Genomic DNA, 25424 nt, shown 5'->3' with positions numbered 1-25424 from the left:
ATCGGGGGATGCCCCGATTTTCACCGATGCGGCCACATACGGCAAACCGAAAATGCGAACGGGGTCAGATCCCTTTTCTGGCGAAAAGGGATCTGACCCCGGGTCAGCACCGCCGGGCGTGGCCCGGCACTACCGATACCGCTTACCAGTTGTACTTGATGCGGCCGTACACATACGCGCCGTTGAAGCCGAACGGCGAGTAGTTGCTGTAGGGCAGCATACCGAAGGTCGAGTTCTGCAGGTCTTCGGTGCGGTCCGGGTACTCGTCCAGCAGATTGTCCGCGCCCAGGGTCAGGGTCCAGTTGCTGCTCGGCTTGTAGCTCACCGAAGCGTCCAGCACCCACTTGTCGCCGTAGGTCTGGTCACGCAGGGCGGTGGCGGAGTTGCGCACGGTGAATTCGCCGTAGCGGGTGGCCGCCAGGCCCAGTTCCCAGTGGTCCGAACGCCAGGTGCCGCTGACAATGGTCTTGTCGCGCGGGAAGCTGTCTTCGATGCGGCCGATCTCATCACGGCCGATCAGCGACTGGGTCAGGCCCAGCGTGCTGAACACTGCCGGGGTGCCGCCTACGCGGCGCACTTCGGTGTCGTTGTAGCTGTAGGCGGCGGTCAGTTCCAGGCTGCTGGCGCTGAACGGAATGGTGTAGCTGGACACGAAGTCCACGCCGCGGGTGCGGGTATCCAGGCCGTTGGTGAAGTACGAGAACGCGGTGACCTGCGGCAGCCCCAGACCGGCCAGCAGGTTGCTGGTGGCGGTGTTGGTGGTGATGCTGGAGGACAGCGCGATGCGGTCATCGATGTCGATCTGGTACGCATCCACGGTCACGTACAGGCGGTCCACCGGCTGCAGCACCAGGCCCACGCTGTAGCTGGTGGAGGTTTCAGCCTTCAGCGGCGAAGCGCCCAGTGCCTGTGCGGCGGTGCTGGTGGTCGGGAAGGTGCCGCGTTCGACGAACACGCCGTTGGTGAACTGGCTGGTGACCGCCTGGTAGCCCTGCTGGGCCAGCGACGGTGCGCGGAAGCCGCTGGAGGCGGTGGCCCGCAGCGCAACCTTGTCGGTGAAGGCGTAGCGGGCCGACAGCTTGCCCGAGAAGCGGTCGCCGAAGTCCGAGTAATCCTCGTAGCGACCGGTGATGCCGGCGGAGAACTTGTCGGTCAGGTCCGCTTCCAGGCCGGCGTAAACAGCGTAGTTGTGGCGGTCGGCATGCACTTCATTGGTGGGGGTGAAGCCGCCGAAGCCCTGCGCGCCGCTGCCGGTGTAGGAGTTCAGTTCGCCCGGGTTCTGGTCCCACTTTTCCTTGCGGTATTCACCGCCGAAGGACAGGGTGACCGGATAGGCCAGGCCCCAGTCCAGCGACTTGGTGATATCGGCATTGAACACGTCCTGCTGGTACTTCAGCGTGCCGTCGTAGAACGAGCGCGGGCTGGTCGCACCGAGGCTGTAGTTGATGCTGTTGCGGGTGTGGAAGTCCAGGGTGTTCTCGCCGTGGTTCAGGCTCAGGTCCCAGGTCCAGCCGCTGTCGGTGTTGCCCTTGACCCCGGCCACCACCGAACGGTCCTTGGAGTACTGGTTGATCTCCGGCACGAAGCCGTCCGGGTAGACCTGGGCCAGCAGCGCAGTCTGGCCGTTGTGGTTGCGCGAGCGGTAGAACGCGAACGAGGTGATGTCGCGGTTGCTGAGGATCGCGTTGGCGTAGCCGGTGATGTGGTCGCTGAAGTCGAAGCTGGCGTTGGCCGACACGGCGGTGGCGTCCACCTTCGGGTCGCCCACCACGAAGGTGGTCTGGCCGATGGACGGGTAGTTGCCGGTGTTCGGGGTGGTGCCGCGGTACGGGCCGGCGCGGTTGCTTTCATCCTGCTGGCTGATCTGGCCGGCCACGTGCACGCGGCCACGGCCGCCGCCGAATTCCAGGCCGGTATCGCCGGAGAGCTGGTACTTGTTGCCGTCACCGGCCGAGTACTGGCCGTAATCGACCGCCAGGCTGCCGCCACTGCCGCTGCCCTTCAGCACGATGTTGATGACGCCGGCGATGGCGTCCGAGCCGTACTGCGCCGAGGCACCGTCGCGCAGCACTTCCACGCGCTCGATGGCGGCGATCGGAATGGCGTTGATGTCCACCGCCGACGAACCGCGGCCGATGGTGCCGTTGACGTTGATCATGGCCGAGGTGTGGCGGCGCTTGCCGTTCACCAGCACCAGCACCTGGTCGGGCGACAGGCCGCGCAGCTGCGCCGGGCGCACGCCGCTGGTGCCGTCGGTCAGGGCCGGGCGCGGGAAGTTCAGCGAGGGCAGGGCGCGCGACAGCGCTGTGGCCAGTTCACCGCTGCCGGTGGACTGCAGGACTTCCGGGGTGATGATGTCGATGGGCGACTGCGATTCGGCCACGGTGCGGTCGGCCACGCGGGTACCGGTGACGATCACCGTGTCCAGGGTGTTGGCGGCGGTGCCGGTCTGCTGGGCCAGGGCGGCGAACGAGGAACCACCGAGGGCGACAGCGACGGCGGCGGCGATCAGGCTGGTCTTGCGGGTCATCGGGAGGGGGCTCCGGTTGGCGGGGGCGGGCACCGGAATCGACATCACAGGGTGAGGCGGACGACGGTTGTTGCGGTGCGCAATGCAGGAATTAACGGGATATTCAGTGCCTGTCAAATGGTGGTAACAGGAAAAAACGTTTCCGTGGCAACCATTTAGCTGTGACGGGCAGTGAAGCGGGGGGAGGGGCCGGGGGCTGCGCGGGGCCGACGCGGGAGAGAGTTGGCCTGCCACCGCGCATCCCGGGGCGCGTCAAGTATTCGTTAACGCTAGAATTGCGTCGCAGGAACAGTGCTCACCAGCACATTCCATTCGGTTATATGGACGCCTTCCCCCATGATTTCGCTTCGTAATTTCGCCTTGCGCCGCGGCGAGCGGCTGCTGTTGTCCAACGTCGACCTGACCCTGCACGCTGGTTACCGGGTGGGCGTGGTTGGCCGTAACGGGGCCGGCAAGTCCAGCCTGTTCGCTGCAGTGAAGGGCGAACTGGAAGCCGACAAGGGCGATGTGGACCTGCCCGGCAAGGTGCGCATCGCCAGCGTGGCCCAGGAAACCCCGTCGCTGCCCGACCCGGCGCTGAGCTTCGTGCTGGGTGGCGATACCGAGGTGGCCGCGGTGCTGGCGGCCGAAGCCGATGCAACCGCCCGCGAAGACTGGGAAGCGGTGGCCGAAGCGCATACGCGCATGGCCGAACTGAACGCCTACGACGCCGAAGCACGCGCCGGCAAGCTGCTGCACGGCCTGGGCTTCCCGGCCGAGACCCACCACCGCGCGGTGTCTTCGTTCTCCGGCGGCTGGCGCGTGCGCCTGAACCTGGCGCGCGCGCTGATGATGCCCAGCGACCTGCTGCTGCTGGACGAACCGACCAACCACCTGGATCTGGACGCGGTGTACTGGCTGGAACAGTGGCTGCTGAAGTACCCGGGCACCCTGCTGCTGATCTCGCACGACCGCGAGTTCCTGGACAACGTGGCCACCCACACCCTGCACCTGCACGGTGGCGGGGCCAAGCTGTACCCCGGTGGCTATACCGACTTCGAGCGCCAGCGCGCCGAACAGCTGCGCCAGCAGCAGATCGCGCACGAGAAGGAGCAGGCCGAGCGCGCCCACCTGCAGAGCTTCATCGACCGCTTCAAGGCGCAGGCCAGCAAGGCCGCGCAGGCGCAGAGCCGCATGAAGCGACTGGCCAAGCTGGCCGGTACCGAAGCGGTGCGTGCCGAGCGCGAATTCCGCATCGAATTCGCACCGCCGGCCAAGCTGCCGTTCTCGCTGATCCGCCTGAACCACGTCGAGGCCGGTTACGGCAGCGACGCGGTGATCCTGAACAACGTGGGCTTCGGCCTGGAAGCGGGCCAGCGCATTGGCCTGCTGGGCCCCAACGGCGCCGGTAAGACCACCCTGGTGAAGACCCTGGTGGGCGAGCTGAAGCCGATTGCCGGCGAGCGCTCGGCGCACCCGGACCTGCGCATCGGCTACTTCGCCCAGCACACGGTGGAATCGCTGCACGAAGGGCAGTCGCCCATCGAGCATTTCCGCGAGATCGCCCCGGATGCGCCGAACCAGGCCTTCCGCGATTTCCTCGGCAAGTGGAATTTCCCCGGTGACCGCGCATTCGAGCCGGTGGACGGTTTTTCCGGTGGCGAGCGCGCGCGCCTGGCGCTGGCCCTGATCGCCTGGCAGCAGCCGAACGTGCTGCTGCTGGACGAACCGACCAACCACCTGGATCTGGAAATGCGCGAGGCGCTGGCCGAAGCGCTGGCCACCTTCGAGGGCGCGATCGTGATGGTGTCGCATGACCGCCATCTGATCGGCCTGGTCTGCGATACCTACTGGCGCGTGGCCGATGGTGTGGTCGAACCGTTCGATGGCGACCTGGATGCCTACGCCGCCTGGCTGCGCACCCGCCCGCAGGCGCAGGGCACCAAGGCGCGCATGGAGCAGGTGGAAGAGCCGGTGGTGGTCAAGACCGCACCGGTGGCGCAGGTGGTGCAGAAGAAGCCGGCCAACCCGCACAAGCTGGCCAGCGCCGAAGCCAAGGTGGCCGAGCTGGAAGCCAGCCTGGCCGAGCTGGACCGCCAGCTGGCTGACCCGGCCAATTACGCCGATGCCACCCGCATGGCCGTGCTGGGGCGCGAGCGCGAGACCACCGCCGCGCAGCTGGAAAAAGCCGAAGCGGCGTGGATGGAGCTGCTGGAAGCCTGATGGCGTCCGCCGGGCACGGCCCGGCGGCTTTCCCCGATCCGCTGCGCTCGCCGGGCCGTGCCCGGCGGGATCACCCGCCCTGCGCCTGCAACCATTCGCGGAATCGCTTGGCCGGTTCGCGTTCGCTGCGCGAGCGCAGCCGGGTCAACCAGTAGCGGCCCAGTTCCAGCGTGGTGGCAAATGGCTGCAGCAGGCGGCCTTCGGCCAATTCCTGTTCGAACATGCGCAGCGGCAGCAGGGCAACCCCGGCGCCACCGGCTGCAGCGGCAGCCAGAGTCAGCGAAGAGTCGAACACCGGGCCTCTGGCCTCCACGCCGCTGGTGGTGGCCGCCTGCAGCCAGCGCGGCCATTCGTCGCTGCGGTACGAGCGCAGCAGCGTCACCGCGGCCAGATCGCGGGGGTGCTTCAATCGGCGCGCCAGCGCGGGCGCACACAGCGGCGCGAAGGGCGCCTCCAGGATGGCCGTGCAGTGTTGCCCCTGCCAGTCGCCCTCACCGAAGCGGATGGCCAAGTCCAGCCCTTCGCCGGCCAGATCGATGCGGTTGTTGTGGGTCTGCAGGCGCAGCTCGATATCCGGGTGCGCCGCCTCGAAGGCCGCCATGCGCGGCAGCAGCCAACCGGTGGCGAACGTGCCCACCACCCCGATCGTCAGCACTTCGCGCGCTGGCCCGCCGGTGTAGCGGGCGATGCTGGCCGAGATGCGCTCGAACGCTTCATGCAGCACCGGGAACAATGCGGCGCCCTCGTCGGTGAGTGCCACGCCGCGCGGCAGGCGGTGGAACAGGCGGATGCCCAGCCGGTCTTCCAGCCCACGGATCTGGTGGCTCAACGCGGCCTGGCTGACGCACAGCTCCAGCGCCGCACGGGTGAAGTTCTGGTGGCGGGCCGCGGCCTCGAAGGCGCGCAGGGCGTTGAGCGGCAGGGTGGGGTGCAGCATCGGGAGGTGTGAGGCAGGCTGATGGGTGCATCCTAGCCTGTTGACCCATGCAGCCGTCAAAGAAAGGGTTGAACACGTTAGGCATTAGATTTGTTCATGTCTGACCCTGAAAATTCGCGTTGGTCGCGTGTGCACCATGCTTTCAATAATCCGGGTTCGTTTCCCGGAGCCCGCCCATGCACGCCCGCCGTCGATTCCTGCAGTTCAGTGCCGCCACCGTCGCATCGTCCCTGCTTGCGCCCACCCTTGCGCGGGCCGCCGTGCCTGCCCCTGCCGGCCCGGCCACGTCCGCCGCCATTGCCGGTGCGGTGGATTTCGCCGCGCTGGAAAAAGCCAGCGGCGGCCGCCTTGGCGTGACCGTGCTGGACACCGGCAGCGGCCGCCGCCTCGGCGGGCATCGCCAGGACGAGCGCTTCCCGATGTGCAGTACGTTCAAATCGATGCTGGTGGCCCACATCCTGAGCCTGGCCGACGCCGGTCGTCTTTCGCTGGACACCCGCGTGCCGATCACCGAACGGGATCTGTTGTCCTACGCCCCGGTAGCCCGCCGCCACGTCGGCAAGGACCTGAGCGTGCGCGACCTGTGCCGCGGCACGCTGACCACCAGCGACAACACTGCCGCCAACCTGCTGCTGGGGGTGAACGGGGGGCCCGCGGCGCTGACCGCCTTCCTGCGTGCGCAGGGCGACCGGGTCACCCGCAATGATCGCTACGAGCCGGACATGAACCGGTTTGCGAAGGGCGACCCGCGCGACACCACCAGCCCGGCGGCGATGGCGGCCAGTCTGGCCCGGTTCGCGGTGGGCAGTGGCCTTCTGTCGCCTTCGCGGCTGCAGTTCGCCGATTGGCTGATCGACAACCAGACCGGCGATGCCTGCCTGCGCGCGGGCCTGGGCCCGCGCTGGCGGGTGGGTGACAAGACCGGCAGCAACGGCGAGGACACGCGCAACGACATCGCCGTGCTGTGGCCGCGTGCGGGCGGAACGCCGTGGGTCATCACCGCCTATCTGCAGGGGGCCCGCGTGGACGAGGCGCAGCGCGCTGCGGTGCTGGCGCGTGTCGGCGCCCTGGCCGATGCACTGATCGGCTGAAATGCAGGGGCGCGTTGCGGGGTCGGAGCCGCTTCCGGTGGAAACGGATCCGCCCCCCGCTGCATCAGCTGGCCGCTGTGTCGCTGCCTTCCACCGCGGCCAGGAAATCACGGCCCCAGCGGTCCACGTCGTAGTACTCCACGATGCCCTGCAACTGGCGCAGGCGCGCGCTGGCCTCTTCTTCGGGCATGGACAGCGCCTGCAGCAGGCCGGCCGCCAGATCGGCCGGATCGTGCGGATTGGTCAGCACCGCGCCCTTCAATTCGGCCGCCGCGCCGGCGAATTCGCTCAGCACCAGAACGCCGGGCGTGCCTTCAATGCCCTGGGTGGCGACGAATTCCTTGGCCACCAGGTTCAAGCCATCACGCAGCGGCGTGATCCACATCACCTGCGCGGCGGCGTAGTGCGCCACCACCTGTTCGAAGGGCAGGGCCTGGGCGAAGAAACGTACCGGGGTCCAGTCCAGCCGCGAGAAGCGGCCATTGATGCGGCCCACCGCCTGTTCGATCTGGTTCTGCAAGGTGCGGTAGACGGTCATCTCGCGCGCGGCCGGCACGCAGACCATCAGCAGGGTGACCTTGCCGCAGTGCTCGGGGTGCTGTTCCAGCACGCGTTCGAAGGCTTCCAGTTTGGCCAAGGTGCCCTTGGTGTAGTCCAGCCGTTCCACCGACAGCACCAACTTGCGTGCGCCGATCTCGCGGCGCAGCTTGAACAGGTCGTTGCGCACCTCGGCACGCGCCAGCAGGTTGCGGATGCGGCGCACGTCGGTGCCTACCGGGTGCGCACCCAGCGCCACATCGCGGTCGCCCACGCGCAGGCGGGTGGTCATGGTGTCCAGGCCCACCGCGCAACCATAGGTCAAAAAGCGCGGCGCACAGCTTTCCCAGGCCAGGCGCTCGGCCGGCATGGCGCCACGCACCACGTCCACGAAGTTTTCCACCTGGCGCGGAATATGGAAGCCGATGTAATCGCAGCACAGCAGGCTGCCGATGATCTCGCGCCGCCACGGCACCACGTTGAACACATCGGCGGAAGGGAAGTAGGTGTGGTGGAAGAAGGCGATCTTCAGGTCCGGGCGCAGTTCGCGCAGCGCGGCCGGCACCATCCACAGGTTGTAGTCGTGGATCCACACCGTGGCGCCGTGCGCGGCCTCGTCGGCCACGGCCTCGGCGAAACGGCGGTTCACCTTCAGGAACACCTGCCAATCGTCTTCGCGGAACCGCGCGCGTTCCCAGAACACGTGCAGCATCGGCCAGAACGCTTCCTTGGAAAACCGCTTGTAGAAAATGTCCACGTCCTGGCGACTGAGCGGCACGCGGGTGGCGCGCAGGGTCGGGTAGCGCTGCGCGTCCACCTGCACATGGCGCTGGAACGGGCGGTGCTTGGGATCGTCGATGCCCCAGGCCACCCAGCTGCCACGCTGGCCACCTTCAAAGAAGCTCAGCAGCGAGGGGATGATGCCGTTGGGTGAGCGCGGCGGTCGCTGCACCAGCTTGCCGTCCTCGATGGCTTCATCGAAGGGCAGCCGGTGGTAGACCATCACCAGTTCGGCGCCCTGCGCGCGCGCGGCGGTCGGCGCATGCAGGTACGGATCATCGGCGGCCAGCAGGCCGAAGTGTTCGATGGCTTCCACGATGCCGCCGCAGCCGGGTTCGCGGGCGTGGTAGGTGTTGGCCAGATCAGCGGTGGCCGCGGTCAGTGCCGGCTCCGATTCGCCCACGCACACACCGCGGAAACCGGCCTGGTACATGGACAGATCGTTCAAGGTATCGCCGGCCACCAGGATGCGCTCGCGCGGCAGTTCCAGCAGGCGCGCCAGCGCGGCCAGGGTGCGGCCCTTGTCGGTGTCCGGCGGCAGGATGTCCAGGTAGCGGTCGGCCGAATACAGCACGTCACAGCCCAGTTCCGCCGCGGTCTGCTGGATCTGCGCGCGCAACGGGGCCAGCGTGGCCGGATCGCAGAAATAGGAGCAGCGGCGTTCCTGCGGAACATCCTGGCGCTGCAGTGCGGTGAACGGCCGCATCGCTTCGGCCACCACCTGTTCGCCGGGCCAGTGCGCGTCGATCATCGACTGCAGCGGCTGCAACGGCTGCAGGGTGTGGCCGTGCACCACGGTGGCGCCCACGTCGCAGACGATGTAGTCGGGGCGGGGAATGGCCGGGTCGGACAGCAGCGGCATCACCGCTTCCAGACCGCGCCCGGTGATGAACACCAGGGCGATGCCCGGGTGCTGGTCTACCAGCCGGTACAGGCGGTGGCGCTGGGCGGCGCTGCCGGCCAGGAAGGTGCCATCCAGGTCGGTGGCCAGGATCAGCTGTGGCCCGGTGGCCGTGCTGCTGGAAAGAAGGGGGTTCGGAATCAGGGTCGGGGACTCGACAGTCAATGCACTTCCTTCGTGGGTACGGTGGGAGATTCGGTTTCCGGCATCAGTTCCAGGGCCGCAGGCGTGGTCCGCAGCATGGGCCGGAACGGCGCCGGGTGGGTGCGCAGGCGTGCGTGGCGCAGCAGGCGCAGAGCGGTGAAGGCGGCCAGCGCGGTCAGCACGGCGGTGAAGTACAGCGGCAGGGCTGGCGCGCCGTAGCGCTGCATCAGCGCACCGGCCAGCGCCGGCCCGATGGCCGCGCCGATACCGTGCACCAGCAGCAGGCTGCTGCAGCCGGACAGCAGGTCCGGCGTGGGCAGGTAGTCCAGCATGTGCGCCACGGCGAACGGATAGAGCGCGAACGCCAGGCCGCCATAGCAGAACACCAGCACGAACATCAGGTGCACCTGCTGCGACAGCGGCGGCAATGCGGCCAGCGCGGCCACGGCGGCGGCCAGCACGCTCAGGCACAGCAGGCCCAGTCGACGGTCATGGCCATCGCTTATTCGGCCCAGTGGCCATTGCAGCAACGCACCGCCAGCAATTGCCGCCAGCATGAACAGCGGTACCTGCGCATCGCGCAGACCGATCTGTTCGGCATATACCGGCAGCAGGCCCCAAAACGGCCCCATCGCCAGGCCGGACAGCGCGGCGGCGACGGTGGCCACCGGCGCCAGCGCGTACAGACGCTGCAGCGTAAGCCGCGGCACGCTGGGCACCTCCGGCTGCTGCAGGCGGGTGGCGGTAACCGGCAGCATGGCCGCGCACACCAGCAGGGCGGTGAGCGAGAACATGGTGGCCGCACCGGTATCGCCGGCGAGCAGCAGCACCTGGCCCAGCGCCAGCGCCGACAGGTTTACCATCATGTAGACCGAAAACACCTGGCTGCGCCGCTGCGGGTCGGGTTCGGCGTTGAGCCAGCTTTCTATCACCGTGTACAGGCCAACCAGTGCCACGCCGGTCACCACGCGCAGCACGATCCAGCCGGCTGCGCTGATCCATAGCGGGTGCAGCAGCACGGCCATGGTGGCCAGCGCAGCGTGGAAGGCAAATGCCCGGCTGTGGCCGATGCGGCGGATCAAGGGCGGGGCGGTGAAGGTGCCGATGAAATAGCCGGCGAAGTAGGCCGACATCACCCAGCCCAGGGTGCCGGCGCTGAAGCCTTCCTGCCCGCCGCGAACGGCCAGCAGGGTGCCCAGCAGCCCGCTGCCGGTCAGCAGCAGCGCCACGCCCAGTAACAGGGCCGTCAGCCGCCACATGGGTGCGGCCTCGATGGAGAAGGTGGAGAAAACACCTGTCCCACCCTAACACACCCGCATTTCAGCCCCGTTCGATTTGCAGCGCGGCGCAGCCACGCGCATGCTGCGCGCGTTCGTTCCACACGGAAGTCACGATGAGCCATGAACTGATCTACCTGCTGCTGATCTTCGCGCTGCTGGTCATACCGCGCGCGCTGCAGCGTTTCAGCCTGCCGGCACCGCTCACCTGCCTGCTGTTCGGCATCATCGCCATGCTGTGGCTGGGCGAGCGTTCGCACGATGCGGTGATCGGCCTGCTGGCGACGCTGGGGATTTCTTCACTGTTCCTGTTCGCCGGGCTGGAAGTGGATCTGGCCGCGCTGCGGCGTGGGCTGTGGCCGCTGCTGGCGCACCTGGTCATCCGCAGTGCAACGCTGTTCGGGGTGGGCTGGCTGGCCTGGCGCTACGCGGGCCTGCCGTGGCAGGCCGCGGGTCTGCTGGCGCTGGCCCTGCTCACCCCGTCCACCGGTTTCATCATGGATTCGCTGTCTCGGCTGGGCCTGAGCGAAGACGAACGGTTCTGGGTAACCAGCAAGGCCATTGCCGGTGAACTGCTGGCGCTGGCGGCGTTGTTCGTGGTGCTGCAGGCCGGCGATCCGTGGCACATGGCAATGTCCAGCAGCGCCTTGCTGGCCATGATGGTCGGCCTGCCGCTGCTGTTCATCGCCCTGGGGCGCTGGGTGGCGCCGCATGCGCCGGGTTCGGAATTTTCGCTTCTGGTGATGGTGGGCATGGTGGCGGCCTACATCACCTACCTGCTGGGCGTGTACTACCTGGTGGGCGCGTTCATCGCCGGCCTGGTCGCGCGCCTGCTGCACCAGCGCATGCCGCTGCTGGCTTCGCACGAAAACCTGCACGCGCTGCGCCTGTTCGCCTCGTTCTTCGTGCCGTTCTACTTCTTCAATGCCGGCACCAAGGTGCCCAGCGAAGCGCTGAGCTTCGAGGCGCTGGGGCTGGGCGTGGTGATCACGATGGTAGTGCTGCCGCTGCGCATCGCCGTGGTGTGGCTGCAACGCCGGGTCATGTTCGGCGAAAGCTTCCGCAGCAGCCTGCGGGTGTCGCTGGCGCTGGCACCCACCCTGATCTTCACCCTGGTGCTGGCGGCGATCATGCGCGAGCGCTTCCAGATTCCGGCGGTGTTGTTCGGTGCGCTGCTGCTGTACGCCGCGCTGACCACGCTGCTGCCGTCGCTGGTGTTCCGCACGCCCTTCGATGTCGATCCGGTGGAGCAGGAGCCTGCAGGTGAAGGCGAGGGCGCGCCGGTGGCGGCGACCGAAGTGATCGCGCCGGTGCCTGTGCGCGACTGAGTGCGCAGGCGCGCGCTGCGCTTGCGTTGCGGCAGCGCAGACCGGACACTGCGCGCCCCGGCCGCACCGCCCTGGCGCGGGCCGGCCTGCACAGGAGCGCCACGCGTGATCGAGGAAGTGAACCACCGCCGCAGCTTGCTGCCCGCCCGTATCCTGCTGGGGTTCTCTGCGGTCGCGCTGTTGATCCTGTTCGCCAGCAGCTGGTCGATGCCGCCGGTGGATGCATCGGGCTTCCGCCAGACGCAGACCGCGCTGTCGATCGACTGGCTGCTGCGCGGTGGGCCCTGGCTGGATTACCTGACGCCGGTCATCGGTGCGCCCTGGTCCATTCCCTTCGAGTTTCCGCTGTACCAGTGGCTGGCCGGGCTGTTGTCGGCAGCCACGGGCCTGAGCGCAGACAACAGCGGGCGTCTGGTCTCGCTGCTGTTCCACGTGGGCAGCATCTTCATGGTCTACCGCACGGTGCTGGCGTTCCGCCCGGACCGCCTGCTGGCACTGTGCGTGGCCGCGGCCTTCGCCGTTTCACCGTTCGCCCAGTTCTGGGGACGGGCGGTGCTGATCGAATCGACGGCGGTGTTCTTCGGCCTGGTGTTCGTCTGGGCCATGGCTGGCCTGCGCAGCCGGCCAACGGCGCTGCTGGGCGGGGTGGCGGTGCTGGCGGCGGTGCTGTCGGCGCTGGTGAAGATCACCACGTTCTTCGCCTATGCGGCCTTTGTGGCGCTGGCCTTCCTGTGGCTGGCGGTGCGCGAACACGGCTGGCGCCCGCAGTGGCTGGCCGCGCACTGGAAGCTGCTGGCCTGGGGCGTGGCCGCCGCGTTGGCCGTTCTGGCCACGCTGCTGCTGTGGCTGCAGCACGCCGATGCATTGAAGGCGCAGTCGGCGCTGGGCCAGCAGGTGACCTCCGAAGGCCTGAGCGCGTTCAACTACGGCACCCTGCAGCAACGGCTGGACCCGGCCACCTGGGGCGCGGTGTTCAAGAAGCGCTTCGGCGCCGCCACCGGCTCGAACTGGGTGTTCGTGCTGATTGTTGCCGCCGGCCTGGGCATGCGCCGTACGCGCGCGGCGGTGGCGTTGCTGCTGCTGGCCTATCTGGTGCCGTTCCTGGTCTTCACCAACCTGCAGGTGGTGCACCCCTATTACCAGGCCGCGCAGGTGGTGTTCGCCACGTCCATCGTGGGTCTGGTGCTATGGATGCTGGTACTACGCGCGCAGGCCAGTGGGCGCTATCGCTGGCCGATCGCTTTCGCCGTGCTGCTGTGCCTGCTGTCCACCGGGTTCGGTCTGGCCCATTACCTGAAGAACATGAAGGAAGCGCGCCAGCCCAGCGACATTTCGCAGATCGCCGCACTGATCCAGGCGGGCACGCCGCAGGATGGCGTGGTGCTGGCGCTTGGCCAGGACTGGTCGTCCGAGCTGCCTTACCGTGCCGGCCGGCGCGGGGTGATGGTGCCGGACTGGGCCTCGGATGACGTGCTGCGGTCGCTGGTGGAAACCGACGTGGCGTTGGGTGGCCTGCCCCTGGCCGCGCTGGTGGTCTGCCCCAACCAGCTGGCCAGCACCGCCGAGCGTGCGCACTGGCAGGCGCAGCTGCTGCAGCGCTATTCGACCGGTGCGCAGAAGCAGGTGGTGGGGCAGTGCGAGGTCTGGTTGCAGCCCGCGCGCTGACCGTGGCGGCCGGCGCCCGCGGTTTGCGCGCGCTGGCCATGGCCGTTAGGGTGGGGCCATGACTGTCCGTTCCGCCTCCGTGTCCGCCGCGTTGTTGCTGGCCCTTGCGGCCTGTTCGCAGCAACAGCCCCCGATCAGCCACGATGTGGCCACTGCGCCTTCCGATGCCTTCATGGCCGCCGTGGCCGCGCACTGCGGCCAGGCGTTCGCCGGCCGGGTGGTGGAAGACACCCCGGCCCCCGCGGGCGACGATCCGTTTGCCGGCAAGCCGCTGGTGATGCACGTGCGCGGCTGCGACGACCCTGGCCATGAGCTGCGCATCCCGTTCCATGTGGGCGATGACCATTCGCGCACCTGGATCCTGACCCGCACCGAGCATGGGCTGAAACTGAAGCACGACCACCGGCACGCCGATGGCAGCCCCGATGTCATCACCCTGTACGGCGGCGACAGCACGCCACCGGGCACCGCCGAGCGCCAGCAGTTCCCGGCAGATGCCGATTCGGTGGCGATGTTCCGCCGCGCCGACATGCTGGCCTCCACCCACAACGTGTGGGCGATGGAGATCGAGCCGGACCAGCGCTTCGTCTATGAACTGACCCGCCCCGGCGGGCGGCGTTTCCGCGTCGAATTCGACCTGGGCAAGCCGGTGGCGCTGCCGCCGGCGCCGTGGGGTTCCGAGCAGGCACCGGCCCGGCCTTGAACGGATTGGGGGTCGGATCCCCTGCCCAAGGCAGGGGCTCTGACCCCATCGGGCAGCCAGCGCAGGGGTCAGAGCCCTGGCCGATGGCCAGGGATCCGACCCCGCCCCGTCGGCACCTTGGGCGGATTGGGGTCAGATCCCGTGCCGCAGGCATGGGCTCTGACCCCATGCCTCAGCGGGTACCAAAGCGTGCCCGGCAACCGTTGCTGACCCACACGCTGCCGCGCGAGTAGCCCCAGCTGCGGCCTTCCTGGCAGGCACTGCCGGACAGCTGCTGCTGCAGCACCGGTCGGCCCTGGCGCTCATCCCAGTTGCAGTTCTGGGTACGGTTGTTGTTGCTGCTGCAGGTAACGGTGTAGTTGCTGTTGCCGCCGCCCCAGCCGCCACCATTGCCACCGCCCCAGCCGCCGCGGCTTTCGGCGAATTCACCGCGGCAGCCGCGGTTGACCCAGATGGCGCCGCGACGCACGCCCCAGGTCTGCCCTTCCACGCAGGCCGAGCCGGAGATCTGCCGCACCAGGGTGGCCCCGCGCCAGTTCACCGGACAGGTGCGCTCGCGGTTGTCCTGGCTTTCGCAGCGGATGGTGCGGCCGCTGTTGCCGCCGCCCCAGCCGCCGCCGTTGTTGCCGCCCCAGCCGCCGCGGCCTTCGACGAATTCGGCGCGGCAGCCGCCGTTGACCCAGATGCTGCCATTGCGGCTGCCCCAGGTGCGACCCTCCACGCAGGCCGAGCCGGACAGCTGGCGTACCAGCTGGGCATCGCGCCAGCCGGTGCTGCAGACCCGTTCACGGTTGTTCTGGCTTTCGCAGCGGACCACGCCGGTCTGCGCGGCGGCGGGGGCGGGGGACAGGGTCAGCCCGGCAAGGGCGCCCAGGGTCAGGGTGGTGGCCAGACTGGCCAGGGACAGCGCTTTCATGGCAAATCCCCATACGGTGTGTGGTGCGCGACTATAAGGACGGGACGGATAAAGCCCGCGTGACCGTCCGCATTTGCCCCAGCCGGGCCCTCGGCCGCAGAATACGAGGCTTTCCGGCCCCCGTCGGGTGCCGGCGTTCTCCAGCGGAGCTTTCCCCCCATGCGTACCCACTTCTGCGGCCTGGTCAACGAGACCCTGATTGGCCAGACTGTCACCCTCGCCGGCTGGACCGACGTGGCCCGTAACCAGGGCGGCGTCTGCTTCATCGATCTTCGCGATCATGAAGGCATCGTGCAGGTGACCGTGGAGGTGGACAACGCCGAAGTATTCGCCGTGGCCGCCAGCCTGGGCTACGAGGACGTGCTGCAGGTGGAAGGTGTGGTGCGTGCGCGCCACGCGGTGAACGACAAGATTGCCACTGGCAAGGTGGAAGTGATCGCCACCGCCATCACCGTGCTGAACAAGGCCGCGCCGCTGCCGTTCCACGCCCACGAGAACCCGGGCGAAGACACCCGCCTGAAGTACCGCTACCTGGACCTGCGCCGCCCGGAAATGCAGCGCATGCAGCGCACCCGCATCAAGCTGGTGCAGGCCCTGCGCCGCCACCTGGACGAGCGCGGCTTCCAGGACATCGAAACCCCGATCCTGACCAAGGCCACCCCGGAAGGCGCGCGCGACTTCCTGGTGCCGGCGCGCATGCACCCGGGCGAGTTCTACGCGCTGCCGCAGAGCCCGCAGCTGTTCAAGCAGATCCTGATGGTGGCCGGCTTCGACCGCTACTACCAGATCGCGCGCTGCTTCCGCGACGAAGCCCTGCGCGCCGACCGCCAGCTGGAATTCACCCAGCTGGACATGGAATTCGCCTTCGTGCGCGAGCGCGACGTGCAGGATTTCGTTGAAGACATGATCCGCGCCATTTTCAAGGAAGTGGTGGACGTGCCGCTGGCGGCCAGCTTCCCGCGCATGACCTGGGCCGAGGCAATGCGCCGCTACGGTTCGGACAAGCCGGACCTGCGCATCGCGCTGGAGCTGGTGGACGTGGCCGAACTGGTCAAGGAAAGCGAGTTCGCCGTGTTCACCGGCCCGGCCAACGATGCCGACGGCCGCGTGGCCGCGCTGCGCATTCCGGGCGGTGCCACCCTGTCGCGCAAGCAGATCGACGAATACGCCGCGCACGCCGCCAAGTACGGCGCCAAGGGCCTGGCCTACATCAAGATCGCCGACAACGGCGAAGTCAGCTCGCCCATCCAGAAGTTCTTCAGCGAAGAGCGTTTCGCTGCGCTGGTGGCCCACGTCGGTGCCGGCAACGGCGACATCGTGTTCTTCGGCGCCGGCGGCTACAACAAGGTGTCCGACTTCATGGGCGCGCTGCGCCTGAAGGCCGGCAAGGACTTCGGCCTGGTCGCCGACGGTTGGGCACCGCTGTGGGTCACCGACTTCCCGATGTTCGAATGGGACGAGGAAGAAAAGCGCTACGTCGCCCTGCATCACCCCTTCACCGCGCCGGCCGTGGACGATATCGCCGACCTGCGCGCCAACGCCCGTACCGCCGTTTCGCGCGGCTACGACATGGTGCTCAACGGCAATGAAATCGGCGGCGGTTCGATCCGTATCCACCGCCCGGACATGCAGAGCGCGGTGTTCGAGCTGCTGGGCATCGGCGCCGAAGAAGCCCGTGCCAAGTTCGGCTTCCTGCTGGACGCGCTGAACTACGGCGCGCCGCCGCACGGCGGCATCGCCTTCGGCATCGACCGCATTGCCGCGCTGATGGCCGGTACCGAATCCATCCGCGACGTCATTCCGTTCCCGAAGACCACCGGTGCGCAGGATCTAATGACCGATGCGCCGTCGCCGATCGTCGACGTGCAGCTGGCCGAAGTGCATATCCAGGTTCGCCCCAAGACCAACTGATCAGGAGATCCACGCAATGACCGAGTTCGCGTTTTCGCTGGAGTGGGAAAAGCTGGGCAATGAAGGCTCCGAGGCCACTCTGGTCACCGAGCGTGCACGTGTATTCGGTGGTTGGCTGGTCCGCGTCGGTACCAACCCGGCGGCGATGGCGCTGACCTTCGTCGCCGACGGCGAAGGTCGTTGGGACGGTGAAGACTTCGGCGTCGAGGATTACGAAGACGACGAAGAGGAAGAGTTCGACGAGGACGAGGAAGAAGAGGACGAGGACGAAGAGGAATACGAGGAAGAGGACGAGGAAGAAGAGGACGAAACCGAGTCGTCGGAACGGGCTTGACCCCGACCGTCGCTCTGGCGTCCACTCGACCCATGTATTCGATCCGCCGCGCCACCGTGGACGACGCGCCGACCCTGTCGGCGCTGGCCGCGCGCACGTTCACTGAAACCTTCGGCCATCTGTACCCGCCGCAGGACCTGCAGGCCTTCCTGGAGGAGGCCTACACGGTCGAGCGCCAGCGCATCATCCTGGCCCACCCCGACTATGCGGTGTGGCTGCTGGAACGGGGCGGGGAGGCCGTCGGCCATGCTGCCGCCGGCCCCTGTGGCCTGCCGCACCCGGACGTGAAGCCCGGCGATGGCGAGCTCAAGCGCCTGTACCTGGTGAAGACCGAGCAGAGCTGTGGCTGGGGCAGCCGCCTGCTGGAAACCGCGCTGGCCTGGCTGGAGCGCGACGGCCCGCGCACGCTGTGGCTGGGCGTGTGGTCGGAAAACTTCGGCGCGCAGCGCTTCTATGCCCGCTATGGCTTCCAGAAAGCCGGTGAGTACCTGTTCCCGGTCGGCCAGATCAACGATCTCGAATTCATCCTGCGCCGCGAACCGCGCCCGGCCTGAGCGCGTTCACTGCCGCTTGCCCCGCGATTTCGTTCAATCACTGCAGATCCCGCCCCGCCCAACGCCAGGCTGTCACGCATGAATCCCCCTGTTTTGCTGCTGCATGGCATCTGGAATGCCCGCGCCTGGGTCGGGCCGTTGGCCTGGCGCCTGCGCGCGCGTGGTTTCCAGGTGCACACCTTCGGTTACGCCTCGATCTTCGGCGGGCCGGACGTGGCCGTGCCGCAGTTGCTGGAACGCCTGGCCGGCACCGGGCCGCTGTCGCTGGTTGGCCACAGCCTGGGCGGGTTGGTGGCGCTGGAAGCCCTGCGCCGGCAGCCGCAGTTGCCGGTACAGCGGGTGGTCTGCCTGGGTTCGCCGCTGCGCGGCAGTGGCACGGCGCGCTCGCTGTCCGAACACGGCTGGGGTCTGGCCCTGGGGCGCAGCAGCGAACTGCTGCTCGATGGCCTGCCGGACTGGCAGGGCAGGGCGAAGGTCGGGCTGATCGCCGGGTCGGTGCCGCATGGCCTGGGCAGCCTGCTGGGGGCCATGGGCGAAGCGTCCGACGGTACGGTGGCGCTGGACGAGACCCGGCTGCCGGGCCTGGCCGACCATTGCGTGGTGCGCACCAGCCACAGCGGCCTGGTGGTATCGCCCGATGCCGCGCGGCAGACCGCGCATTTCCTGCAGCACGGCCAGTTCGACCACAGCCGCGACGCCGCCGCCGCATAGGTAGGTGCGAACCTTGGTTCGCACGCCATTCGCCGGGCATGGCCCGGCGCTACCGACCTGCCCTGGTGGGTGCGAACCGACCTGCCCTGGTGGGTGCGAACCGACCTGCCCTGGTGGGTGCGTACCTTGGTTCGCACGCTCTTCCCCGGCCACACCCGGCACCCTCCATCCACCCTAGACACGGTTGCCGCCCCCGATCAGGTAGAATCCGCGCCTTGATCCTGAAGCAGCCAGACGGTAGCACCCATGGGTAGAGGCCCCTCCATCGAAGCCCGCAAGAACGCGTCCGACGCGAAGCGTGGCAAGATTTTCACCAAGATCATCCGCGAGATCGGCGTGGCCGCGCGCGGCGGTGGAGGCGACCCCAACAACAACCCGCGCCTGCGCGTGGCCATGGACAAGGGCCTGGGCGTGAACATGTCCAAGGACGTGATCGAACGCGCCATCAAGAAGGCCACCGGTGAACTGGAAGGCGTCGATTACGAGGAAATCCGCTACGAGGGCTACGCCCCCGGTGGCGTGGCCGTGATCGTCGACTGCCTGACCGACAACCGCGTGCGTACCGTGGCCGATGTGCGCCACGCGTTCAGCAAGTGCGGCGGCAACATGGGCACCGAAGGCTCGGTCGCCTTCATGTTCAAGCGTCTGGGCGTGCTCAGCTTCGCTCCGGGCGCCGACGAAGAGGCGATCACCGAGGCGGCCATCGAGGCCGGCGCCGACGACATCGTGGTCTACCCGGACGACGGTTCGATCGACGTGGTCACCAGCCCTGACGCGTTCAACGCGGTCAAGGACGCGATGGCGGCCGCCGGGCACGTGCCCGGGCACGCGGAAATCACCTTCCGCGCCGACAACGACATCAAGGTCGAAGGCGACGTGGCCCTGCAGGTGAAGAAACTGCTGGACATGCTGGAAGACCTGGACGACGTGCAGGACGTGTATTCCAACGCCGAACTCGGCGCCGACGCCTACGCCTGAGCCGTCTTCGACGGTCTGGGCGCGGGCCGTTGAACGGTCACCGCGGACAGTCATGAGCCCATACGCCTGCCAGCGCTTCCCGTTCCACCCGGCCAGGAGTGCCGCATGACCCGCATCCTCGGCATCGACCCCGGTTCGCAGCGGACCGGGGTCGGCATCATTGATGTCGACGCCGCCGGCAAGGTCAGCCACGTGCACCACCAGCCGCTGGTACTGCTGGGCGCCGACGATTTTCCCCAGCGCATGAAGCTGCTGGTGCTGGGCCTGGCCGATCTGTGCCGGGAGTTCCAGCCGCAGGAAGTGGCGATCGAAAAAGTGTTCATGGCGCGCAACCCGGATTCGGCGCTGAAGCTGGGCCAGGCCCGCGGCGCGGCCATTTCCGCGGTGGTGCTGCGCGACCTGCCGGTGCACGAATACGCCGCCAGCGAGATCAAGCTGGCTGTGGTCGGCCGTGGCGGCGCGGAAAAACAACAGGTCCAACACATGGTCGGGCTCATGCTGAACCTGAAAACCAAGCTGCAGGCCGACGCCGCCGACGCGTTGGCAGTAGCCATCACCCATGCCCACGTAAGGGCAACGGCCAACCGCCTGGGGCTCAGTGCCCGCCAGGCGTGGGGCCGCAAATGAGGAGCTGCACGCAATGATCGGTCGACTGCGCGGGATCGTCGCCTACAAGGCGCCGCCGTGGCTGGTGGTGGATGTGAACGGGGTGGGCTACGAGCTGGAGGCGCCGATGAGCACCTTCTACGACCTGCCCGAACTCGGCCGCGAGGTCATCCTGTACACCCATTATTCGCAGAAGGAAGACAGCGTTTCGCTGTACGGCTTCCTGCGCGAGGGCGAGCGCCGGCTGTTCCGCGATGTGCAGAAGGTCAGCGGCATTGGCGCGAAGATCGCGCTGGCCGTGCTGTCCGGGGTCACCGTGGAAGAGTTCGCGCGCATGGTCCAGGCCGGCGACATCACCGCCTTGACCCGCATTCCGGGCATCGGCAAGAAGACCGCCGAGCGCATGGTGCTGGAGCTGCGTGACCGCGCCGCCCAGTTCGGTGCCGGCGGTGCGCTGCCCACCGGCAGTGGCCCGGCACCGGCCGATCCGCTGGCCGATGCCACCGTGGCCCTGCAGCAGCTGGGCTACAAGCCTACCGAAGCGGCCCGCATGGCCCGCGATGCCTTCAATGAAGGCGACGAAGTGGCCACGGTCATCCGCAAGGCCCTGCAATCGGCGCTGCGCTGAGCCGCGCCCTCCATCCCCTACACCACGCCTGAGCCCCGCCAGGAGCCCCATGTCCAGCAGTCAAACTCCGCACGATGCCGCCCACGGCGGCCACGGTCACGCTCCCCCGGCCGGGGGTCTGGCGCTGATCATCGGTGCGATCGGCGTGGTGTTCGGCGATATCGGCACCAGCCCGCTGTACACGCTGAAAGAGGCGTTCTCGCCGCACTACGGGCTCACCAGTGACCACGACACCGTGCTGGGCGTGCTGTCGCTGGCGTTCTGGGCACTGAACATCGTGGTCACCCTGAAGTACGTGACCATCATCATGCGTGCCGACAATGATGGCGAAGGCGGCATCATGGCGCTGATGGCGCTGACCCAGCGCACCCTGCGCAACGGGTCGCGCTCGGCCTACGTGGTGGGCATCCTTGGCATCTTCGGTGCCTCGCTGTTCTTCGGCGACGGCGTGATCACGCCGGCCATTTCCGTGCTGGGCGCGGTGGAAGGCCTGGAAGTGGCCGCGCCGGGGCTGCATGCGTTCATCGTGCCTATCACCGTGATGGTGTTGCTGGCGGTGTTCGCGGTGCAGCGCTTTGGCACCGAAAAGATCGGCAAGCTGTTCGGGCCGATCACCTCGATCTGGTTCATCTCGCTGGCGGCGATCGGCATCTACAACATCGTCGATTCGCCGGAAGTGCTGAAGGCGTTCAACCCCTGGTGGGCCATCCGCTTCTTCATGGACCACAGCTGGCACGGCATCTTCATCCTGGGCGCGGTGGTGCTGGCGGTGACCGGTGGCGAAGCGCTGTATGCGGACATGGGCCACTTCGGTGCCAAGCCGATCCGCCATGCCTGGTACTTCTTCGTGCTGCCGTGCCTGGTGCTGAACTACCTGGGGCAGGGCGCGCTGGTGCTCAACCACCCCGAAGCAGTGAAGAACCCGTTCTTCGAAGCGGTGCCGTCGTGGGCGCTGTACCCGATGATCATCCTGGCCACCATGGCCGCGGTGATCGCCTCGCAGTCGGTCATCACCGGCGCGTTCTCGGTGTCGCGCCAGGCCATGCAGCTGGGCTACATCCCGCGCATGCGCATCAAGCACACCTCGCACGACACCATCGGCCAGATCTACATTCCCGGTATCAACTGGGGCATCGCGGTGATGGTGATCGGCCTGGTGCTGGCCTTCCGCAGCTCGTCCAACCTGGCCGTGGCCTACGGCATCTCGGTGTCGGCCACCATGCTGATCGACACCCTGCTGCTGGCCCTGGTGGCCCGCTCGCTGTGGCCCAAGGCGCGCAACTGGATCCTGCCGCTGTGCGTGGTGTTCTTCATCATCGATCTGGGCTTTGTCATCGCCAACGGCGCCAAGCTGCTGCAGGGCGCGTGGTTCCCGGTGGTGCTGGGCATCTTCCTTTTCACCATGATGCGCACTTGGCGCCGCGGCCGCGAGCTGCTGCGCGATGAGATCCGCAAGGACGGTATCCGCATCGACACCTTCCTGCCGGGCCTGATGCTGGCGCCGCCGGTACGCGTGCCGGGCACCGCGGTGTTCCTGACCGCCGACCCGACCGTGGCCCCGCATGCGCTCATGCACAACCTGAAGCACAACAAGGTGCTGCACGAGCGCAACGTGTTCCTGCACGTGGAAACCCTGCCCATTCCGTATGCGGTGGAGGGGCAGCGGCTGAAGATCGAATCGGTGGGCGATGAGTTCTACCGGGTCTACGTGCGCTTCGGTTTCATGGAAACCCCGGACGTACCGCTGGCGCTGATGCGCTCGTGCGACCACGGCGGCATCTACTTCGACCCGATGGACACCACGTTCTTCGCCAGCCGCGAAACCATCGTGGCCACCGCCAACCGTGGCATGCCGATCTGGCGCGACAAGCTGTTCGCGCTGATGCATCGCAACGCCGCCCCGGCCACCGGCTTCTTCCGCATTCCCGGCAACCGCCTGGTAGAGCTCGGCGCCCAGGTCGAAATCTGACCGCAGGGGTCGGATCCCTTTCCGCAGGAAAGGGCTCTGACCCCATGTGTCGCGCATCCGGCAGTGGGGTCAGAGCCGTTTTCCGTTGGAAAACGGATCCGACCCCGTGCCGACCCACGGTCGGCACCCACCAAAGCAGAACGCCGTTCCGACAGACCGCAGCAAACTGTCGAAGGCGGGGTGGGTCCGGTTGCGGGGGCGTGAGGCGCATGGGCCCGAGGCATGCCTCGGGCGGGTTGGGCAGGACGCCCAACCCCGGTCTTGCCGTGTGCGCAGGACAGCGCCCACGAGCAAGCGCGACCGAGCTTACAGGGACGTACTTGCAGCGTCCCCCGCAACCGGACCCACCCTGCCATTCCCCAGGAAGCCCGCTTCGGCTGTTGCTCTGGATGTTGCTGTTGCTTCTGCGGGTGCCGGGGCGCAGCCCGGCCGAAACCCGTACTTTTGCCGCATAATCAGCAGATGACCGACGACCGCATCATTGGCGCCGGCGCCACCCGCGAGGATGACGCCGCCGACGCCAGCATCCGCCCCAAGCGCCTTGCCGATTACCTCGGCCAGGCGCCGGTGCGCGAGCAGATGGAAATCTACATCCAGGCCGCCAAGGCCCGTGGCGATGCGCTGGACCACGTGCTGATCTTCGGGCCCCCGGGCCTGGGCAAGACCACCCTGAGCCACGTGATCGCCAACGAACTGGGCGTGGCCCTGCGGGTCACCTCCGGCCCGGTGATCGAAAAGGCCGGCGACCTGGCCGCGCTGCTGACCAACCTGCAGCCGCACGATGTGCTGTTCATCGACGAAATCCACCGCCTTTCGCCCGTGGTGGAAGAAGTGCTGTATCCGGCGATGGAAGACTTCCAGATCGACATCATGATCGGCGAGGGCCCCGCCGCCCGCTCGATCAAGATCGACCTGCCGCCGTTCACCCTGATCGGTGCCACCACCCGCGCCGGCCTGCTGACCGCGCCGCTGCGCGACCGCTTCGGCATCGTGCAGCGCCTGGAGTTCTACAGCGTTGAGGAACTGACCCGCATCGTGCGCCGCTCGGCCGCCATCCTCGGCATCGACTGCACCGCCGACGGGGCAGGGGAGATCGCCCGCCGCGCGCGTGGCACCCCGCGTATCGCCAACCGCCTGCTGCGCCGCGTGCGCGACTACGCCCAGGTCAAGGCCGGCGGCCATATCGACGAAGCCGTGGCCCAGGCCGCCATGCAGATGCTGAAGGTCGACCCGGAAGGCTTCGACGAACTGGACCGGCGCCTGCTCAAAACCATGGTCGACTACTTCGACGGTGGCCCGGTGGGCATCGAATCGCTGGCCGCGGCGCTGTCCGAAGAGCGCGGCACGCTGGAAGACGTGGTTGAACCCTACCTGATCCAGCAGGGCTTCCTGGTGCGCACCGCGCGCGGCCGCATGGTCACCCACAAGGCCTACCGGCACATGGGGCTGAAGCCGAAGAACCCGCCGCAGGACCTGTTCGCGGAGGTTCCCGATGTCGGTTGAACCGCGATTCAGTTGGCCGACACGCATTTACTGGGAAGATACGGACGCTGGCGGGGTGGTCTACCACGCCCGCTACGTGGCCTTCATGGAACGGGCCCGGACCGAATGGATGCGCGCACTGGGCTACGGCCAGGAGCGCATGCGTGCCGAACACGGGCTGGTTTTTGCGGTGCGTTCGATGCAGATGGACTTCCTCAAGCCGGCCCGGCTGGATGATGCCCTGCAGGTGAGCGCCACCCTGGTCCAGCTGAAGAAGGCCAGCATGGTCTTCGACCAGCAGGTCCTGCGCGAGGGCCAGCTGCTGCTGTCCGCGCAGGTCCGCATTGCCGCACTGGACGCGGCCAGTTTCCGCCCGCGTGGCATGGACGATGCCGTCCTGGCCGCGCTGCACCCCCACCTCCACCCTGAATCCGAACACTGAGGAACAACGGATGATCGCAACGCTCCTGGCCCTGCAGGCCACGGTCACCGAGGCACTGCCGGCAGACGTCAGCAACGCCGCGACCCAGACCCTTGCCCAGGCCACCACCGGCGGCGGCATCAACTACCTCGAACTGATGGCCAAGGCCAGCCTGCCGGTGAAGATCATCGTGCTGCTGCTGCTGATCGGTTCGTTCGTCAGCTGGGTCATCATTTTCCGCAAGGCCCGCGTGTTCAAGCAGGCCACCCGCGAGGCGGACGAGTTCGAGAACCGCTTCTGGTCCGGTGCCGACCTGGGCAAGCTGTACAGCTCGGCCACCGACCGCAGCCGCAATGTGGGCGGCCTGGAAGCCATCTTCGAAGCCGGTTTCCGCGAATACACCCGCCTGCGCGACAAGCGCCGCCTGGATGGCCGCGCGCAGCTGGAAGGTGCCCAGCGCGCCATGCGCACCACCTACACCCGCGAAGTGGACCAGCTGGAACGCAACCTCGAACTGCTGGCCAACATCGGCTCCACCGCCCCGTACGTGGGCCTGGTCGGCACCGTGTTCGGCATCATGGTGACCATGCACGACATGATCAGCAGCGGCGCCCAGGCCGGTATCGCCTCGGTGGCCCCGGGTATTTCCGAAGCGCTGTTCGCCACCGCCATCGGCCTGTTCGTGGCCATTCCGGCGGTGTGGGCCTACAACCGCTTCACCACCCGCGTTGAGCGCATGTCGGTGCGGTTCGAGACCTTCGCCGAGGAGTTCAGCTCCATCCTGCAGCGCCAGAGCGCTGGCGACGAGTAAGCGCCTGA

General features: G+C 67.7%; 21 protein-coding genes. 16 read left to right on the top strand and 5 right to left on the bottom strand.

Going from position 1 to position 25424, the window contains the following annotated elements; translation table 11 throughout:
- Positions 1–142: 142 nt before the first annotated feature.
- Positions 143–2530 carry a TonB-dependent receptor gene (locus C1932_RS15160; protein WP_108762716.1) on the bottom strand — a complete coding sequence of 796 codons (2388 nt, stop codon included), beginning with the start codon at positions 2528–2530 and terminating at the stop codon, positions 143–145.
- Positions 2531–2866: 336 nt separating this feature from the next.
- On the opposite strand from C1932_RS15160, the gene C1932_RS15155 reads away from it, so the two are divergent.
- Positions 2867–4732: an ABC-F family ATP-binding cassette domain-containing protein gene (locus C1932_RS15155; protein WP_108762715.1), complete on the top strand. Its 1866-nt coding sequence runs from the start codon at positions 2867–2869 to the stop codon at positions 4730–4732.
- A gap of 70 nt (positions 4733–4802) precedes the next feature.
- Here C1932_RS15155 and ampR read toward each other — a convergent pair whose 3' ends face one another.
- Positions 4803–5669, bottom strand: coding sequence for a LysR family transcriptional regulator AmpR (ampR, locus tag C1932_RS15150; RefSeq protein ID WP_108762714.1), 867 nt, complete (start codon positions 5667–5669; stop codon positions 4803–4805).
- A 176-nt stretch (positions 5670–5845) separates the two neighbouring features.
- Between ampR and blaL2 the strand changes: the two genes are divergently transcribed.
- Positions 5846–6760 (top strand): L2 family extended-spectrum class A beta-lactamase, encoded by a 915-nt coding sequence (gene blaL2 / locus C1932_RS15145; protein WP_108762713.1) that lies wholly within the window; start codon positions 5846–5848, stop codon positions 6758–6760.
- 64 nt (positions 6761–6824) lie between these two features.
- Here blaL2 and ggpS read toward each other — a convergent pair whose 3' ends face one another.
- Both ggpS and C1932_RS15135 read right to left on the bottom strand, forming a co-directional pair.
- The gene (ggpS, locus tag C1932_RS15140) at positions 6825–9074 is read right to left on the bottom strand and encodes a glucosylglycerol-phosphate synthase (protein ID WP_108763464.1); all 2250 of its coding nucleotides are present in this window, start codon (positions 9072–9074) and stop codon (positions 6825–6827) included.
- Positions 9075–9139: 65 nt separating this feature from the next.
- Positions 9140–10381: an MFS transporter gene (locus tag C1932_RS15135; RefSeq protein WP_108762712.1), complete on the bottom strand. Its 1242-nt coding sequence runs from the start codon at positions 10379–10381 to the stop codon at positions 9140–9142.
- Positions 10382–10515: 134 nt separating this feature from the next.
- On the opposite strand from C1932_RS15135, the gene C1932_RS15130 reads away from it, so the two are divergent.
- From C1932_RS15130 to C1932_RS15120, 3 genes are all read left to right on the top strand, one after another.
- The gene (locus C1932_RS15130) at positions 10516–11727 is read left to right on the top strand and encodes a cation:proton antiporter (protein ID WP_108753931.1); all 1212 of its coding nucleotides are present in this window, start codon (positions 10516–10518) and stop codon (positions 11725–11727) included.
- Between the two features lie 105 nt (positions 11728–11832).
- Positions 11833–13392, top strand: a complete 1560-nt coding sequence (locus C1932_RS15125) for a glycosyltransferase family 39 protein (protein WP_108762711.1) — start codon at positions 11833–11835, stop codon at positions 13390–13392.
- Positions 13393–13450: 58 nt separating this feature from the next.
- Positions 13451–14095: a hypothetical protein gene (locus tag C1932_RS15120; protein ID WP_108762710.1), complete on the top strand. Its 645-nt coding sequence runs from the start codon at positions 13451–13453 to the stop codon at positions 14093–14095.
- Between the two features lie 172 nt (positions 14096–14267).
- On the opposite strand, the gene C1932_RS15115 is transcribed toward C1932_RS15120, so the two are convergent.
- Positions 14268–15011: a DUF3011 domain-containing protein gene (locus C1932_RS15115; protein WP_108762709.1), complete on the bottom strand. Its 744-nt coding sequence runs from the start codon at positions 15009–15011 to the stop codon at positions 14268–14270.
- Positions 15012–15170: 159 nt separating this feature from the next.
- On the opposite strand from C1932_RS15115, the gene aspS reads away from it, so the two are divergent.
- From aspS to tolQ, 11 genes are all read left to right on the top strand, one after another.
- Entirely contained in the window at positions 15171–16922 is a 1752-nt protein-coding gene (gene aspS / locus C1932_RS15110; RefSeq protein WP_108762708.1) for an aspartate--tRNA ligase, read from the top strand.
- Between the two features lie 16 nt (positions 16923–16938).
- Positions 16939–17256, top strand: a complete 318-nt coding sequence (locus C1932_RS19855; protein WP_159094550.1) for a DNA primase — start codon at positions 16939–16941, stop codon at positions 17254–17256.
- Between the two features lie 32 nt (positions 17257–17288).
- Entirely contained in the window at positions 17289–17810 is a 522-nt protein-coding gene (locus C1932_RS15100; RefSeq protein WP_108753925.1) for a GNAT family N-acetyltransferase, read from the top strand.
- 78 nt (positions 17811–17888) lie between these two features.
- Positions 17889–18521, top strand: a complete 633-nt coding sequence (locus C1932_RS15095) for a cobalamin adenosyltransferase (protein ID WP_108753924.1) — start codon at positions 17889–17891, stop codon at positions 18519–18521.
- A gap of 246 nt (positions 18522–18767) precedes the next feature.
- Positions 18768–19499 carry a YebC/PmpR family DNA-binding transcriptional regulator gene (locus tag C1932_RS15090; RefSeq protein WP_108753923.1) on the top strand — a complete coding sequence of 244 codons (732 nt, stop codon included), beginning with the start codon at positions 18768–18770 and terminating at the stop codon, positions 19497–19499.
- 105 nt (positions 19500–19604) lie between these two features.
- Positions 19605–20126, top strand: a complete 522-nt coding sequence (gene ruvC / locus C1932_RS15085) for a crossover junction endodeoxyribonuclease RuvC (protein WP_108750853.1) — start codon at positions 19605–19607, stop codon at positions 20124–20126.
- Between the two features lie 13 nt (positions 20127–20139).
- On the top strand, positions 20140–20733 hold the full coding sequence (gene ruvA / locus C1932_RS15080) for a Holliday junction branch migration protein RuvA (protein ID WP_108750852.1): 594 nt from the start codon (positions 20140–20142) through the stop codon (positions 20731–20733).
- Between the two features lie 49 nt (positions 20734–20782).
- Positions 20783–22702: a potassium transporter Kup gene (locus tag C1932_RS15075; RefSeq protein ID WP_108750851.1), complete on the top strand. Its 1920-nt coding sequence runs from the start codon at positions 20783–20785 to the stop codon at positions 22700–22702.
- 462 nt (positions 22703–23164) lie between these two features.
- Complete coding sequence (gene ruvB, locus C1932_RS15070) at positions 23165–24205, top strand: Holliday junction branch migration DNA helicase RuvB (RefSeq protein ID WP_108762706.1); 1041 nt, start codon at positions 23165–23167, stop codon at positions 24203–24205.
- Positions 24195–24626, top strand: a complete 432-nt coding sequence (gene ybgC, locus C1932_RS15065; protein ID WP_108750849.1) for a tol-pal system-associated acyl-CoA thioesterase — start codon at positions 24195–24197, stop codon at positions 24624–24626. Before ruvB ends, ybgC begins: the two co-directional genes overlap by 11 nt.
- Positions 24627–24636: 10 nt before the next feature.
- A complete protein-coding gene (gene tolQ, locus C1932_RS15060) occupies positions 24637–25416 on the top strand; it encodes a protein TolQ (RefSeq protein ID WP_108750848.1) in 780 nt (259 codons plus the stop codon).
- Positions 25417–25424 lie beyond the last annotated feature (8 nt).

The organism is Stenotrophomonas sp. YAU14D1_LEIMI4_1 (assembly GCF_003086815.1).
Taxonomy (GTDB): Bacteria; Pseudomonadota; Gammaproteobacteria; order Xanthomonadales; family Xanthomonadaceae; genus Stenotrophomonas.
Note: the sequence above shows the minus strand (reverse complement) of the source record. Positions and strands in the feature narration are given on the sequence as shown.

Bases quoted from the DNA above. Each gene is read 5' to 3' on its own strand.
- C1932_RS15160 (WP_108762716.1), bottom strand. From the start codon at position 2,530: ATGACCCGCAAGACCAGCCTGATCGCCGCCGCCGTCGCTGTCGCCCTC.
- C1932_RS15155 (WP_108762715.1), top strand. From the start codon at position 2,867: ATGATTTCGCTTCGTAATTTCGCCTTGCGCCGCGGCGAGCGGCTGCTG.
- ampR (WP_108762714.1), bottom strand. From the start codon at position 5,669: ATGCTGCACCCCACCCTGCCGCTCAACGCCCTGCGCGCCTTCGAGGCC.
- blaL2 (WP_108762713.1), top strand. From the start codon at position 5,846: ATGCACGCCCGCCGTCGATTCCTGCAGTTCAGTGCCGCCACCGTCGCA.
- C1932_RS15135 (WP_108762712.1), bottom strand. From the start codon at position 10,381: ATGTGGCGGCTGACGGCCCTGTTACTGGGCGTGGCGCTGCTGCTGACC.
- C1932_RS15130 (WP_108753931.1), top strand. From the start codon at position 10,516: ATGAGCCATGAACTGATCTACCTGCTGCTGATCTTCGCGCTGCTGGTC.
- C1932_RS15120 (WP_108762710.1), top strand. From the start codon at position 13,451: ATGACTGTCCGTTCCGCCTCCGTGTCCGCCGCGTTGTTGCTGGCCCTT.
- C1932_RS15115 (WP_108762709.1), bottom strand. From the start codon at position 15,011: ATGAAAGCGCTGTCCCTGGCCAGTCTGGCCACCACCCTGACCCTGGGC.
- aspS (WP_108762708.1), top strand. From the start codon at position 15,171: ATGCGTACCCACTTCTGCGGCCTGGTCAACGAGACCCTGATTGGCCAG.
- C1932_RS19855 (WP_159094550.1), top strand. From the start codon at position 16,939: ATGACCGAGTTCGCGTTTTCGCTGGAGTGGGAAAAGCTGGGCAATGAA.
- C1932_RS15100 (WP_108753925.1), top strand. From the start codon at position 17,289: ATGTATTCGATCCGCCGCGCCACCGTGGACGACGCGCCGACCCTGTCG.
- C1932_RS15095 (WP_108753924.1), top strand. From the start codon at position 17,889: ATGAATCCCCCTGTTTTGCTGCTGCATGGCATCTGGAATGCCCGCGCC.
- C1932_RS15090 (WP_108753923.1), top strand. From the start codon at position 18,768: ATGGGTAGAGGCCCCTCCATCGAAGCCCGCAAGAACGCGTCCGACGCG.
- ruvC (WP_108750853.1), top strand. From the start codon at position 19,605: ATGACCCGCATCCTCGGCATCGACCCCGGTTCGCAGCGGACCGGGGTC.
- ruvA (WP_108750852.1), top strand. From the start codon at position 20,140: ATGATCGGTCGACTGCGCGGGATCGTCGCCTACAAGGCGCCGCCGTGG.
- C1932_RS15075 (WP_108750851.1), top strand. From the start codon at position 20,783: ATGTCCAGCAGTCAAACTCCGCACGATGCCGCCCACGGCGGCCACGGT.
- ruvB (WP_108762706.1), top strand. From the start codon at position 23,165: ATGACCGACGACCGCATCATTGGCGCCGGCGCCACCCGCGAGGATGAC.
- ybgC (WP_108750849.1), top strand. From the start codon at position 24,195: ATGTCGGTTGAACCGCGATTCAGTTGGCCGACACGCATTTACTGGGAA.
- tolQ (WP_108750848.1), top strand. From the start codon at position 24,637: ATGATCGCAACGCTCCTGGCCCTGCAGGCCACGGTCACCGAGGCACTG.